12 protein-coding genes are annotated in these 13197 nt (G+C 72.1%); 6 read left to right on the top strand and 6 right to left on the bottom strand.

The genetic code is table 11. From position 1 onward, the window contains the following. Positions 1–84: 84 nt before the first annotated feature. Positions 85–1842 (bottom strand): aa3-type cytochrome oxidase subunit I, encoded by a 1758-nt coding sequence (gene ctaD / locus GA0070216_RS26270; protein ID WP_091251578.1) that lies wholly within the window; start codon positions 1840–1842, stop codon positions 85–87. A gap of 137 nt (positions 1843–1979) precedes the next feature. Then, entirely contained in the window at positions 1980–3086 is a 1107-nt protein-coding gene (locus GA0070216_RS26265; RefSeq protein ID WP_091251576.1) for an FAD-dependent monooxygenase, read from the bottom strand. Between the two features lie 194 nt (positions 3087–3280). Between GA0070216_RS26265 and GA0070216_RS26260 the strand changes: the two genes are divergently transcribed. Continuing rightward, positions 3281–4060: an IclR family transcriptional regulator gene (locus tag GA0070216_RS26260; RefSeq protein WP_091251573.1), complete on the top strand. Its 780-nt coding sequence runs from the start codon at positions 3281–3283 to the stop codon at positions 4058–4060. A gap of 156 nt (positions 4061–4216) precedes the next feature. Continuing rightward, positions 4217–5344 carry a glycoside hydrolase family 12 protein gene (locus GA0070216_RS26255; RefSeq protein ID WP_091251571.1) on the top strand — a complete coding sequence of 376 codons (1128 nt, stop codon included), beginning with the start codon at positions 4217–4219 and terminating at the stop codon, positions 5342–5344. A 155-nt stretch (positions 5345–5499) separates the two neighbouring features. Here GA0070216_RS26255 and GA0070216_RS26250 read toward each other — a convergent pair whose 3' ends face one another. Continuing rightward, positions 5500–6282 carry an aldo/keto reductase gene (locus GA0070216_RS26250; protein WP_091251569.1) on the bottom strand — a complete coding sequence of 261 codons (783 nt, stop codon included), beginning with the start codon at positions 6280–6282 and terminating at the stop codon, positions 5500–5502. A gap of 116 nt (positions 6283–6398) precedes the next feature. Here GA0070216_RS26250 and GA0070216_RS26245 point away from each other — a divergent pair, with 116 nt between their 5' ends. After that, positions 6399–7586 carry a threonine synthase gene (locus GA0070216_RS26245; protein WP_091251567.1) on the top strand — a complete coding sequence of 396 codons (1188 nt, stop codon included), beginning with the start codon at positions 6399–6401 and terminating at the stop codon, positions 7584–7586. A gap of 185 nt (positions 7587–7771) precedes the next feature. On the opposite strand, the gene GA0070216_RS26240 is transcribed toward GA0070216_RS26245, so the two are convergent. Beyond that, positions 7772–8164 carry a cupin domain-containing protein gene (locus GA0070216_RS26240; RefSeq protein ID WP_091251564.1) on the bottom strand — a complete coding sequence of 131 codons (393 nt, stop codon included), beginning with the start codon at positions 8162–8164 and terminating at the stop codon, positions 7772–7774. A gap of 325 nt (positions 8165–8489) precedes the next feature. On the opposite strand from GA0070216_RS26240, the gene GA0070216_RS26235 reads away from it, so the two are divergent. Then, positions 8490–9185: a response regulator transcription factor gene (locus GA0070216_RS26235; RefSeq protein WP_091251563.1), complete on the top strand. Its 696-nt coding sequence runs from the start codon at positions 8490–8492 to the stop codon at positions 9183–9185. A 96-nt stretch (positions 9186–9281) separates the two neighbouring features. Here GA0070216_RS26235 and GA0070216_RS26230 read toward each other — a convergent pair whose 3' ends face one another. After that, complete coding sequence (locus GA0070216_RS26230) at positions 9282–10634, bottom strand: cellulose binding domain-containing protein (protein WP_091251562.1); 1353 nt, start codon at positions 10632–10634, stop codon at positions 9282–9284. Positions 10635–10836: 202 nt separating this feature from the next. Between GA0070216_RS26230 and GA0070216_RS26225 the strand changes: the two genes are divergently transcribed. Further along, entirely contained in the window at positions 10837–11931 is a 1095-nt protein-coding gene (locus GA0070216_RS26225; protein WP_176739137.1) for a beta family protein, read from the top strand. Positions 11932–11936: 5 nt separating this feature from the next. Here the strand turns inward: GA0070216_RS26225 and GA0070216_RS26220 are convergent, their stop codons facing one another. Continuing rightward, positions 11937–12218: a HesB/IscA family protein gene (locus tag GA0070216_RS26220; protein WP_091251560.1), complete on the bottom strand. Its 282-nt coding sequence runs from the start codon at positions 12216–12218 to the stop codon at positions 11937–11939. 236 nt (positions 12219–12454) lie between these two features. Here GA0070216_RS26220 and GA0070216_RS26215 point away from each other — a divergent pair, with 236 nt between their 5' ends. Further along, positions 12455–13180 (top strand): MIP/aquaporin family protein, encoded by a 726-nt coding sequence (locus GA0070216_RS26215; RefSeq protein WP_091251558.1) that lies wholly within the window; start codon positions 12455–12457, stop codon positions 13178–13180. Positions 13181–13197: the final 17 nt, after the last annotated feature.

The raw sequence follows: 13197 nt of genomic DNA, 5'->3' as shown, positions 1-13197 counted from the left end.
GACCTGCCCCGTGGCATCCGGAAACGGCGAAGGGCACCGTGCCCCAGGTGGGGTGCGGTGCCCTTCGGTGGTCTGGGTCGGGCGTCAGCGCTGGTCGAGGTTCCCGGACGTGTCCTCCTGGTAGCTGGCGCCACCGTTGACCGCGCTGGTCAGCGGCTTGGCACCACCCTCCGGCGGGCCGGCGAGGCTCTGGCCGGCGGCCAGCTCGGGGAACTTCGCGTCGAATGCCGGGCGCTCCGAACGGATCCGGGGCATCCGGTCGAAGTTGCGCAGCGGCGGCGGGCAACTGGTCGCCCACTCCAGCGAGTTGCCGTGGCCCCACGGGTCGTCCACCTCGACGACCGGCCCGGTCTTGTACGACTTCCAGCAGTTCCAGATGAACGGCAGGGTCGAGATACCGGTGATGAACGCCCCGATCGTGGAGATCATGTTGAGCGTGGTGAAGCCGTCGCTGGGCAGGTAGTCGGCGTACCGGCGGGGCATGCCCTCCGCGCCGAGCCAGTGCTGCACCAGGAACGTGGTGTGGAAGCCGATCATGGTGAGCCAGAAGTGGATCTTTCCCAGCCGCTCGTCGAGCATCCGGCCGAACATCTTCGGGAACCAGAAGTAGATGCCGGCGAAGACGGCGAACACGATGGTGCCGAAGAGCACGTAGTGGAAGTGCGCCACCACGAAGTAGGAATCGTGCACGTGGAAGTCCAGCGGCGGGCTGGCCAGGATCACCCCGGTGAGACCACCGAAGAGGAAGGTGACCAGGAAGCCGAGCGCGAAGAGCATCGGCGTCTCGAAGGTGATCTGGCCGCGCCACATCGTGCCGATCCAGTTGAAGAACTTCATCCCGGTCGGCACGGCGATCAGATAGCTCAGGAAGCTGAAGAACGGCAGCAGCACCTGGCCGCTGGCGAACATGTGGTGCGCCCAGACGCTCATCGACAGCGCGGCGATCGCGATCGTCGCGGCCACCAGGCCCTTGTAACCGAAGATCGGCTTACGGGAGAAGACCGGGATGACCTCGGTGATGATGCCGAAGAACGGCAGCGCGATGATGTAGACCTCGGGGTGGCCGAAGAACCAGAAGAGGTGCTGCCACAGCATCGGGCCGCCGGTGGCCGGGTCGTACACGTGGGCACCGAGCAGGCGGTCGGCGGCGAGCGCGAAGAGCGCGGCGGCCAGCAGCGGGAAGACCAGGATCGCCAGCAGGCTGGTGACCAGCATGTTCCACGTGAAGATCGGCATCCGGAACATGGTCATGCCGGGCGCGCGCAGGGTCAGGATCGTGGTGATCAGGTTGACCGCGCCGAGGATGGTGCCCAGACCGGAGATGGCCAGGCCGACCACCCACATGTTCGCGCCGACACCAGGCGAGTGCTCCATGGTGCTCAGCGGGGTGTAGGCGGTCCAGCCGAAGTCCGCGGCGCCACCCGGGGTGAGGAAGCCGGCGGTGGCCATGGTGCCGCCGAACAGGTACAGCCAGTAGGCGAAGGCGTTCAGCCGGGGGAACGAGACGTCGGGGGCGCCGATCTGCAGCGGCACGACGTAGTTGGCGAACGCGAACACGATCGGCGTCGCAAAGAACAGCAGCATGATCGTGCCGTGCATGGTGAACAGCTGGTTGTACTGCTCCGGCGACAGGAACTGCAGGCCCGGTCGCGCCAGCTCGGCTCGCATGATCAGGGCCATCAGGCCGCCGATCATGAAGAACACGAACGCGGTGACCATGTACATGATCCCGATCTGCTTCGCGTCCGTGGTGCGCAGCAGCCGCGCGATGGCCGACCCCTTGACCGGCTCTCGGACCGGCCATGGCCGGGTCACGACCGGCTTGGGTGCGACGGTGGTCACGAATGGCCTCCGGTTCTCGGTTGTCCCGCTCGGCACGCGCTGTCAGCTGCGAGCCGTCATCCGAAAGGATGTTAGTCCCCGGTAGGTCGCAGCACCGCTCGGGGTGCTCTGGCACCATGTCCGGCCGACCATCGCGCCTACAGCGGGCCGACCAGGAGCCGGTAGTGCTCACCGAAGATCCGCCCGCCCCGCCCACGCAGCAACGGGTCGCGCAGCGCCGGCGGCACGTCGCGGGTGCGGTTGCGGTCCCGGGTCCGGTCGCGCACCCATCGGGTACGCGGACGACGGCGGCTCTCGTACGCCACCAGGGCCGCCTCGACGCTGCCGGCGGCCCGCAGCGACTCGGCGAGCACCACCGCGTCCTCCAGTGCCATCGCTATCCCCTGGGACAGGGTCGGCGCGGTGGCGTGCGCGGCGTCGCCGACCAGCAGCACCCGCCCCCGGTGCCAGCGGCCCAGCTCGACCTCGTCGGTGAGCCCGACCTGGACGTCGTGCCAGGCGGCCAGCACCGCGGGGACCGGCCCGCCGTAGTCGCCGAAGAGTTCGTGCAGCCGGGCGACCGGGTCGGCCGGCGCGACGGTGCCGGCCTCGTCGGCGTAGCAGTACAGCCGGCCGGCACCGAGCGGCACCACCAGGAACCCGGCCCGGCGGCCGAGCAGCGCCGTCCAGTCGGCGACGTCCGGGCCGTCGCGCACCACGCCCCGGTAGACCACCTGACCCGCGGGCCGGGGCGGGCCGCCGAGCGCGGCCAGTGCGCGCACCGCCGAGCGGGGGCCGTCCGCGCCGATCACCAGGTCGTACTCGCCGCCGGTGCCGTCGGTGAAGGTGACCGCGACCCCGTCGGGCAGCAGCTCGACGGCGCTCACCTCGGCGCCGTGCCGGACCGCGCCCCCGGCCCCGCTGAGCAGCACCTGGTAGAGGTCGCGGCGGGGCAGCGCCCGGCACTCGCCCACCTCGGCCCAGAGCGCGTCGAGGTCCACCTCGCAGAGCGGGTCGCCCGCGGCGTCGAGGAAGCGCTGGCGGTGGATCACCTGCCCGAGGGGGCGGACCGGGCCGTCGAGGTCCAGTCGACGCAGCGCGCGGGCGGCGTTGCCGGGCAGGTAGAGACCGGTGTCGGCGAGTTCGTTGGGCGGAAGTCTCTCGGTGACGTCCGGCCGGAAGCCGGCCAACCGCAGGGCCCGGGCGACGGCCAGACCGGCGATGCCCGCGCCGACGACGAGGATGCGCAGGGGGGAGCCACGCATGGTGGTGTACGCCTCCGGAGGGGATCGGTACGCGGTGAAGGCAAGACACTACTCCGCGCGATCGGCGCACACCAGAGCCGGTGAGCCCCACCGAACCACTCCGGACTGGACAGAAAGTCGTTCCGCCAGCTGAACGCCGTTCGATCGAAGAATACCCATGGGCTGGATGTCGCTCGTCTCACTAGAGTGACGGCGTGACGACGGACGAGTCATACCGCTCGGTCAAGTCGGCGGGTCGGGCACTGGACGTGCTGGAGGCGCTGGCCGCCCCCGCCGGCCCCCGCTCGCCGGTGGAGCTGAGCCGGGCGCTGGGCATCCCGAAGAGCAGCCTGCACGCCATCCTGCGGACCCTGCTGGACCGCGAGTGGGTGGCCGCCGACCCGACCGGCACCCGGTTCTCAGTGGGGTTACGGGCGCTGGAGGTCGGCGCGGCGTTCCTCGCCGGCGCGGACGCCGCCGCCCTCTACGACGTGACCCTGGACCGGCTGGCCGAGTGCTCCGGCGAGACGGTGCAGCTCTACCGCCTCGACCGCGGTTCGGTGGTGCTCCTCGCCCGGCGGGACTCGGCGCACATCGTCCGGCCGGTCTGCGCGGTGGGGCGGCGGCTGCCCGCGCACGCCACCGCGGCCGGCAAGGCACTGCTCGCCGCCCGGACCGACGAGGAGGTCGACCGGCTGCTCCAGTGGCCGCTGCCGGCGGTCACCGGTCGGACGGTCACCACTCCGGAGGCGCTGCGCGCCGAGCTGGCCGCCGTCCGGCGGCGCGGCTGGGCCGAGGAGTGGGAGGAGTGCAGCCCGGGACTGGCGGCGGTGGCGGTGGCCGTGCCGCTGCAGGAGGCGGCGGTGGACGCGATCGCGGTGGCCGCACCGGTGGACCGGCTGGGGCCGGAGGCACGGACCCGGCTGGCGGCGGTGTTGCGGGAGGCGGCGGCCCAGGCGCGGACCGCCCGCGCCCTGCTCGCGCCCCATCGGTAGAACGAGGTTCCCGTATAGGGACGTGAACAGTTGTCAACTTAACCGGTTCAGTTGCGTCATAGTTTCAAGTATGTAAATGTGTTCAGGACCATGGGAGCGCTCCCGGTCACATCCGAGACAAGGTCCGGCGCCCCCGCGCCGCAGCCAAGGAGCATCATGAAGCGTCCATTGCGGGCCCTCGCCGCCGCCGGCCTCCTGGCCGTCGGTTCGATCGTCGCCGTCGCCTTCGGCGGCACCGCCTCCGCCGACACCCAGATCTGCGAGCAGTACGGCTCGACCGTCATCGGCGGCCGGTACGTGGTCCAGAACAACCGTTGGGGCACCACCGCCCAGCAGTGCATCAACGTCACCGGCAGCGGCTTCAACATCACCAGCCAGCAGGGCTCCGCGCCGACCAACGGCGCACCCGTGTCGTACCCGTCGATCTTCGTCGGCTGCCACTACACCAACTGCTCGCCGGGGACCAACCTGCCGGCCCAGGTCAAGTCGATCAGCAGCGCCCCGGGCAGCATCTCCTTCAACTACGTGGGCGGCGCGATCTACGACGCCGCCTACGACATCTGGCTCGACCCGTCGCCCAAGCGGGACGGGGTCAACGCGATGGAGATCATGATCTGGTTCAACCGGCAGGGCAGCATCCAGCCGATCGGCTCGCCGGTGGGCAACGCGAACATCGCGGGCCGCAGCTGGCAGGTGTGGCGCGGCAACAACGGCGGCAACAACGTCATCTCGTACGTCGCGCCGTCGGCGATCCAGGGCATGAGCTTCAACGTGCTGGACTTCATCGCCGACACCCGCAACCGTGGGGCGATCACCAACGACTGGTACCTGACCAGCATCCAGGCCGGTTTCGAGCCGTGGCAGGGCGGTGCCGGGCTGGCCGTCACCAACTTCTCCCAGACCGTCAACACCGGTGGCAACCCGCCGCCCACCACCGCCCCGCCGACCACGCCCCCGGGCAACGGCGGCGGCTGCGCGGTGAAGTACACGTCGAACTCGTGGAACAACGGCTTCACCGCCGACGTGACCGTCACCAACCGGGGTTCCAGCGCCATCAACGGTTGGACCCTGAGCTACAACCTGCCCAGCGGGCAGCAGGTCACCAGCTCCTGGAACGCCAGCGTGACGCAGAGCGGGTCCACGGTGACCGCCCGCAACGCCAGCCACAACGGCACCCTCTCCCCCGGTGGCAGCGCGACCTTCGGCTACCAGGGCTCGCTCAACGGGACGTACTCGGCGCCGACCAGCTTCTCGCTCAACGGCGTCGCCTGCGCCCGCGCCTGACCCACACCACCCACCACCACGCGGGGGGCCGTGACCGACAGGTCACGCCCCCCGCACCCCTGCGGCCCACGAGGCCAGGTCGAACCCTGGACGTCGCACGGGCCGGCCCGACGCCCGGTGATCACCCGCATCAGGCCGGCCTACCTGGCGACAGCTCAGCCGCCCAGCGCGTCGATGTCGCGCATCTCCTCGGCGGTCAGGGAGAAGTCCCAGATGGCGGCGTTGGCCCGGATGCGTTCCGGGGTGACCGACTTCGGGATCACCACGGTCTCGTGGTCGATGTGCCACCGCAGCACCACCTGCGCCGGGGAGACGTCGTGCGCGGCGGCGATCCGGGTCAACACCGGATCGGCCAGGTCGCTGGCCTTGAACGGGCTGTAGCCCTCCAGCACGATCCCCCGGTCCCGGTGCTCGGCGTGCCGCTGCCGGTCGTACAGCGACGGGCTCCACCGGATCTGGTTGACCGCCGGGTTCTCCTCGGTGGCCTGGATCAGCTCGTCGAGCTGGGCGGTGGCGTAGTTGCTCACCCCCACCGCCCGGGTCAGGTTCTCGTCCCGGGCGGCCAGCAGCTCGCGCCAGACCGGGATGCTGTCCGCCGGCGACGACGGCGGCCAGTGGATCAGCCAGAGGTCGACGTGGTCGGTGCCCAGCGCCCGCAGGCTCGCCTCGATCGTCTCGCGTTCCCGGCCGACCCGGTCCGGCGGCAGCTTGGTGGTGATGAAGACGTCCTCCCGGCGCAGTCCACTCTCCCTGACCGCCCGACCCACCTCCTCCTCGTTGCCGTACATGGTGGCGGTGTCGATGTGCCGGTAGCCGGCGTCCAACGCGGACAGCACGGCGTCGTAGCCGGCCTCGCCGGTGGCCTGCCAGGTGCCGAAACCGAGCAGCGGCATCCGTACGTCGCCGGGGAGCAGGACGGTGGGTTGGTCGAGGTCCATGCCCAACGTTCTACCCGACATCGCACCGGACATGCCGGGCACCCGGCGAACCGGGACGGATTGCCGGAGAATGCCGGTGTGCCGCGCATCGACCCGGGCCGACGGCGAGGAGCATCGTGTACCTGACCCACCTGGAGTGTCCCCGCTGCGGCCGGGAGGACGACCCCGGCCGGCTCACCAACCTCTGCACGTGCGGCTCACCGCTGCTGGCCCGCTACGACCTGGCCGCGGTGGCCGCCACGGTGACCCCGGAGCGGTTCGGGTTGCGCCCGGCCGACCTGTGGCGCTACCGGGAACTGCTGCCGGTGGCCGACGAGCGGCACGTCACCACGCTGGGCGAGGGGTGGACGCCGCTGTTGCGCGCCCCCGCGTACGGCCACGAGATCGGCATCGACGACCTGATCGTCAAGGACGAGGGGCTCACCCCGACCGGGTCGTTCAAGGCCCGCGGAGCGGCCGTCGGGGTGAGCCGGGCCCGGGAACTGGGCGTACGGCGGTTGGCCATGCCCACCAACGGCAACGCCGGAGCGGCCTGGGCGACGTACGCGGCACGGGCCGGGATGGCGGCGACCATCGTGATGCCGCTGGACGCCCCGGCCATCTGCCGCCGGGAGTGCGTGGCCGCCGGGGCCGACCTGCGCCTGGTGGACGGGTTGATCGGCGACGCCGGACGCTGGGTGGCCGAGCTGGTGGCCGACGCGGACGGGGCGATCTTCGACGCCGGCACACTGCGCGAGCCGTACCGGTTGGAGGGCAAGAAGACGATGGGGTACGAGATCGTCGAGCAGCTCGGCTGGCAGGTGCCCGACGTGATCATCTACCCGACCGGTGGCGGGGTCGGCCTGATCGGCATCCACAAGGCCCTGCACGAGCTGCGGGAGCTGGGCTGGGTGGGCGACAAGCTGCCCCGGTTGGTGGCCGTGCAGTCCACCGGCTGCGCGCCGATCGTCCGGGCGTTCGCCGCCGGTGAGGACCGGGCCCGGCCCTGGGTCGACGCGCACACGGTGGCGTTCGGGATCACCGTGCCGGCCCCGCTGGGCGACGAGCTGATCCTGACCGCGCTGCGGGAGAGCAGCGGCACGGCGGTCGCCGTCGACGATGCGGAGATCCTCGTCGACCTGCGGGACTTCGCCGCCCGGGAGGGGCTGCTGCTCTGCCCGGAGGGGGCGGCCTGCCTGACCGCCGCCCGGCACCTGCGGGCCGGCGGCTGGATCCGGGCCGACGAGCGGGTGGTGGTGCTGAACACGGGCTCGGGGCTGAAGTACCCGGAAACGGTGGACGTCTCCGGCGTACCCGTGCGCTGACCTCGGGCCGAGGCCGGCCGGCGTCCCCTGTCCCGCCGGTCCCCTCCGTGGCGGAGGGGACCGGCCCGCGCAGGAACCCGGCCCGCGCGGCGCCCCAGGAATGTGCGGGAACCCGGCACGCGCAGGGCCCCCGGCGCGCATCGGCGCGGGTCGGGGGCCCTGCGACGGTCCTCGGCGGGGCCGGGTCAGGAGGTCGGCGGCTCGTCCTCACCGGCGGCCTCCGCCGCGTCGGCCTCCTCCTTGGTCCGGTGCACCACCTGGTCGGCGTGCTCCGGCGGGCCGTACACGGTGTAGAGGACCAGCGGGTTGGGGCCGGTGTTGACGAAGTTGTGCTTCGTCCCGGCCGGCACCACCACCAGGTCACCCTGGGCGACCTCCCGGGTCTCCCCGCCGACCCGGGCCTCGCCGGTGCCGCTGACGAAGGTCAGGATCTGGTCGATCCCGTCGTGGACCTCCTCGCCGATCTCACCGCCCGGCGGGATGGTCATGATCACCAACTGGGTCTTCTCGCCGGTCCAGAGCACCCGGCGGAAGTCCGGGCTCTTCTGGGCGACCGTCGCGATCGTGAAATGCTCCATGTCCCGCTCATACCCGCAACGGCAACGAATCACGCCGGGCTGTGCAGATGATGGAATTCCCCACCCTGGGAAGGTTTGCCGGTCGTCGAATCGGGCAACGAGCACTCCGACCGGCGCAGCGAACGCACCGGTCGAACCAGGTCCCCGCTGGCGTACCGCCGGATGGCTGCGGTGGTGGGAGACGGTCGGAGCGCGGCGACGGACGGCCGATGGGCCGTACGGCGCCGTGCGCCCGTATCCGCCTGCCGAGCTGTCGAAACTCCGTACGCCGGCCGTCGTGCGCCCGGCCGCCGGCCCGGCTGCCGGCCGGGGCTAGCCTGCTGGGGTGGCCCGACTGCTGCTCGTCGAGGACGACCTGACCATCCGCACCCCGCTGGTCCGGGCGCTGCGCGACCGGGGGCACGCGGTGGCCGCCGCGTCGACCGCGATGGAGGGGCTACGGCACACCCTCGACGACCGACCCGACCTCGTCGTGCTCGACCTCGGCCTGCCCGACCTGGACGGCGGCGAGCTGCTGCGGATGTTGCGCGCGGTCAGCGCCGTACCGGTGATCGTGGCCACCGCCCGCGACGACGAGCGGGAGATCGTCCGGCTGCTCGACGCCGGGGCGGACGACTACGTGGTCAAGCCGTTCACCGCCGTCCAGCTCGACGCCCGGGTGCGGGCCGTGCTGCGCCGGGGCGGCCCCGACCGGCCCGACGAGGAAGCCACGCTGGTGGTCGGCGGGCTGCGCATCGACCCGCGCGCCCGGCAGGTCACCCTTAACGACGTGCCGGTGGAGCTGACCCCGCGCGAGTTCGACCTGCTGCACCACCTCGCTGGCCGACCCGGCGCGGTGGTGACCAAACGGGAGCTGCTCACCGAGGTCTGGCGGATTCCCTACGGCGGGGCGGACAAGACCGTCGACGTGCACCTGTCCTGGCTGCGCCGCAAGCTCGGGGAGAGCGCCCAGCAGCCGCGTTACCTGCACACCGTCCGAGGGGTCGGGGTACGGCTCGCCCCGCCCGGGACGGACGGGTGAGACGGCCGGCTCTGCCGGTCGCCCCTTCGGCACGTCCCCCGGGCGGGGCGACGACCGCACCGGTGCACCGGGGTCGGGCACCGGCTCGGCCGTGGGTCAGCGGGCGGCGCAGGTCAGCACCGTCGGGGGTTGGTTGTCGCCGGTGACGACGAGCCCCCAGGTGGTGGTCGCGCCGGGGCTCAGGTTCCCGTTGTAGTTGGCGTTGGTCGCGGTGACCTGCCGGCCGGACTGGCTGACCGTGGCGCTCCAGGACGAGGCGATCTGCTGGGTGCCCGCGAAGGTGAGCGCGGTGCTCCAGCCGGTGCTGGCGGCACCGCCGATGTTGCGGACCGTCACCTCGGCCTGGAAACCACCCGACCAGGAGCCGGTCACCCGGTAGCCGGCCGAGCAACCGGTCACCGGCGCCGGCGTCCCGGTGGGGGTCGCGGTCGGGGTGGCCGTCGGCGTCGCGGTGGGAGTGGGGGTCGCGGTCGGGGTGGCGGTGGGAGTGGGGGTCGGGGTGGGCCCGTCCGAGGTGGTGTAGTCGGCCGGGGTGTACGCCGCCGCGCACGTTCCGCCGCAGGAGGCGGGCAGCGCGAAGCGGTAGACCCGACCGTTGTTGACCAGCGTGCCGGCCGCGTCGCGGACCCGGATCTGGAAGTCGGTGCCGCCGGAGGCGGTCGCCCCGATCACGTACGACTGTCCCATGTCGCTGTTCATGGTGGCGGCCGTCCACACCCCACCGGCCAGGTACTCCACCCCGTGGATGCCGTTGGCCAGGTGCGAGACGGCGATCGCCGGCCAGTACCGCTGGGCGCCCTTCATGAAGCCGATCCGGATGTCACCGGAGTAGTTCGGCGCGGGCACGAACGACCAGGAGACGTGCCGGTTGTTCCAGTGGGTGGGGTTCATGTCCCCCACCGGCGTCCCGTTCCGGACGAACCGGTTGAGCGAGGCGGTGGAGAGGTCCAGGTGGTAGGGATCGTCGCGGCACCAGGCGTTGCCGTCGCCGCAACTGTCCGCCACCACCATGGTCAACGTCGCCCCGTTGTAGGCGTCCGTGGTCCACGAGCCGTTGCGGCAGAACGGCTGCCCGGGTGCGCCGTCGTTGACGCCGGTGCAGTAGTCGCCGACGGTGACCCGGACGAAGCGACCACAGTTCAGGCCGTTGTTCCACAGGCCGATCTTCGCCGCCTGGCTGGCCGGGATCGGCCGGATCGGGTACGACGAGTAGTCACCGGGCAGGTCGTAGGCGTTGAGCGCGACGAAGTCCGGCGAGTCCAGCTCCGACTGGGGCAGGCCGCAGCCGCCGTACGGGGCGCCGAGGCCGTCGAAGTGGGTGGCGTTGCCGGTGACCGGGGTGCTCGGCTCGGGCACCGCGAGCGCCCGGGCGGGCAGCGGGACGGCCAGCAGCAGCGCGGCGGCGGTCAACGCCGCGAGCAGGCCGGCACGATGACGCGACGATGTCATGGGGGTACGCCTTCCGGGCAGGATGGAGCGGGGACATGGTGTTCGGATGCCCTTCCACGCCCGGCGTGCCGCCCACCCATGCCACCACCGGCACCGACCACTGTCAATGCCCGATGTGGAGGGCCCGGGTACGACGCCGATCCGTCACCACGATTGCCGGGCAACCCCTGTGACGGGGGCGGTCGGCCCGGTAGATTGAGGTATGGTGCCCGCCCCCGGGGGTCGGGTGGCGGAACCCGTCTACCGACCCATCCTCACCAGCAGACGGGGTGAGCTGGAGGCGCTGGGTCATCTGGACAGCGCCTCGGCTCCCCTGGTCGCCCCGCTCCTCAACGTGTCCACGACCGACACCGGCCTGCCCGAGCTGCTGCGCCGGCTGCCCGCCGGGTTGGTGCCGGCCGTCGACGTCTGCGCGCTGCCCGAAGGGCCGGGTGGCGAGCTGGCCCGGTGGGACGTACCGGTGCTCCCGGTGGTCGGGTTGGCGTGCGGCGACCGGCGGTTGGCGGCGCACGGCGCGGCCTGTCGCGCGTACGCCCGGGGTGCGGTGGTGCGGTTGCGGGTCGGCCGGGACCGGGCCGGCCCGGATGCCGCCACGACGGCGGTGGAGCGGGTGTGGCGGCGGACCGGGCTGGTCCCGGAGCAGTGCGACCTGCTGGTCGACGCCGGTGACGTGTGCTGCCTCGCCGATCTTCGGGCCGCCGAGCCCCGGGTGCGGTGGATGGTGGACTGGGCCTGCCGGCACGCCTGGCGCACGGTGACCGTGGCGGCCGGCGGGATGCCGCCGTCGCTGTCCCGGCTGCGCACCGACGAACCGGTCCGGGTGGACCGCTGGGACCTGCTGTTCTGGCGTCGGCTGGCCGACCTGGGCGTGGGGTACGGCGACTACGGGGTGGTCGCCGCCCCGCCGGGCGACGTGGAGCCGGGCGACCGGCTGCCCACGGTGCGGTACACCACCGAGGACGGGTGGTGGATCTACCGCTGGTCGCGGCGGGGTGGCCGGGGCGACGAGAGGTTCGCCGACCTGTGCCGCACACTGGTCACCGCCGCACACTGGCCGCCCGCCGGGGCAAGCTTCTCCTGGGGTGACCACGAGTTGCTGCGGCGGGCCCGCCGGGCGACCGGGGCCGGCTCACCGGCCAACTGGACGGCGTGGAGCACCTCGCACCATCTGGCGCACGTGCTGACGGAGTTGACCGGTCCGGTCGACGGGCGTCGTCGGGCCCCGCCGACGAGCACCGAGGACCGGGACGGGTTCACCCGGCCGCATCGCGGCGGAGAGCACTGGCGGGCCCGCTGATCGGGTCACTCCTGCTCGGTGAAGCCGAACTGGACCACGCCCTCGTCGTCGACGGAGGCGTCCACGGAGGTGTCGTTGAGCAGTTCGGCGGCATCGGGGTCGAGGAAGATGCGGGCCCCCTCGGTGTCGACGACCTGATCGCCCTGCGCCGGCACGGGCACCAGTTCGATGGTCAGCGCGCCGGCCTCGGTGTCGGCGGCGATCCGCAGCCCACCGTCCTGGGCGACGTCCTGCTGGGCCGTGAGGTCACGGATCACGAGCACGGCGTTGTCGGTCATGGTGAGCATGGCGGGACTCCTCGGGATCTTCGGGATCTTCGGGATCGGACGTCGCGCGACGACAGTTGCGCGCTCCCTGCGGCGGGCCGGTGCCCGCCGGGTGATTCGGGGCGCCTTCGCGCGGCCCTCCCACCCACCGTGCCCGCTGCCCGGGGGTTCGTCAAATAGAGCGGGGTCTGTCGAAGGCCCCGCCGAACATCCCCGTTTCCGCTCCTCAGCGCCCTGATCCTTCCTACCCTGAGCGCATGGACGCTGCCAGAAGGTACGCCGCCGAACTGCTCGGCACCCTGCTGCTGGTCTTCGTCGGAGTGGGCACCGCAGTCTTCGCCCAGATGCAGGGCGGAGTGGTCGTCGTGGCGCTGGCCTTCGGGTTCGTCCTGGTGGGGCTGGTGTACGCGATCGGCCCGCTCTCCGGCGCGCACCTCAATCCCGCAGTGACGATGGGGGTGCTGCTCTCCGGCAAGATCTCCGTGGTCGGCGCGGTCGCGTACTGGATCGCGCAGTTCGTGGGGGCCACGGTGGCCAGCTTCGTCATCTGGGGGCTGGTGCGCTGGGGAGGCGTGGCGGACCAGACCGGGGCGTTGGGCACCAACGGCTACGGGGTGCACATCAACCGGGGAGGCACGGCGGTGCTGGAGGTCGTCCTGACGTTCCTGTTCGTGCTGGTGGTGCTGGTGGTGACGAGTCGGGTCGAGCACGCCGGCTTCGCCGGCCTGGCGATCGGCCTGACCTTGGTAGCGGTGCTGCTGGTGGGGATCACCCTGGACGGCACCTCGATCAATCCGGCCCGGTCGTTCGGTCCGGCCGTGTTCGAAGGCGGTGCGGCGCTGCGGCATCTGTGGGTGTTCATCGTCTTCCCGCTGCTCGGCGGGGCGCTGGCCGCACTGGCCGCCCCGCTGCTGGTGGAGCCGAGCCGGCACTTCCGCGCCGAGCCCGACGCGCCCGATCCGGCCGCGCCGGACCCGACCTGACCACCACCGGCGGACCA

Source organism: Micromonospora matsumotoense (genome assembly GCF_900091525.1).
Classification (GTDB): Bacteria; Actinomycetota; Actinomycetes; order Mycobacteriales; family Micromonosporaceae; genus Micromonospora; species Micromonospora matsumotoensis.
Note: the sequence above shows the minus strand (reverse complement) of the source record. Positions and strands in the feature narration are given on the sequence as shown.

Excerpts from the sequence above, each read along its gene's own strand:
- GA0070216_RS26240 (WP_091251564.1), bottom strand. The coding sequence starts at position 8,164 with ATGGAGCATTTCACGATCGCGACGGTCGCCCAGAAGAGCCCGGACTTC.
- GA0070216_RS26225 (WP_176739137.1), top strand. The coding sequence starts at position 10,837 with ATGGTGCCCGCCCCCGGGGGTCGGGTGGCGGAACCCGTCTACCGACCC.
- GA0070216_RS26265 (WP_091251576.1), bottom strand. The coding sequence starts at position 3,086 with ATGCGTGGCTCCCCCCTGCGCATCCTCGTCGTCGGCGCGGGCATCGCC.
- GA0070216_RS26220 (WP_091251560.1), bottom strand. The coding sequence starts at position 12,218 with ATGCTCACCATGACCGACAACGCCGTGCTCGTGATCCGTGACCTCACG.
- GA0070216_RS26230 (WP_091251562.1), bottom strand. The coding sequence starts at position 10,634 with ATGACATCGTCGCGTCATCGTGCCGGCCTGCTCGCGGCGTTGACCGCC.
- GA0070216_RS26250 (WP_091251569.1), bottom strand. The coding sequence starts at position 6,282 with ATGGACCTCGACCAACCCACCGTCCTGCTCCCCGGCGACGTACGGATG.
- GA0070216_RS26255 (WP_091251571.1), top strand. The coding sequence starts at position 4,217 with ATGAAGCGTCCATTGCGGGCCCTCGCCGCCGCCGGCCTCCTGGCCGTC.
- GA0070216_RS26215 (WP_091251558.1), top strand. The coding sequence starts at position 12,455 with ATGGACGCTGCCAGAAGGTACGCCGCCGAACTGCTCGGCACCCTGCTG.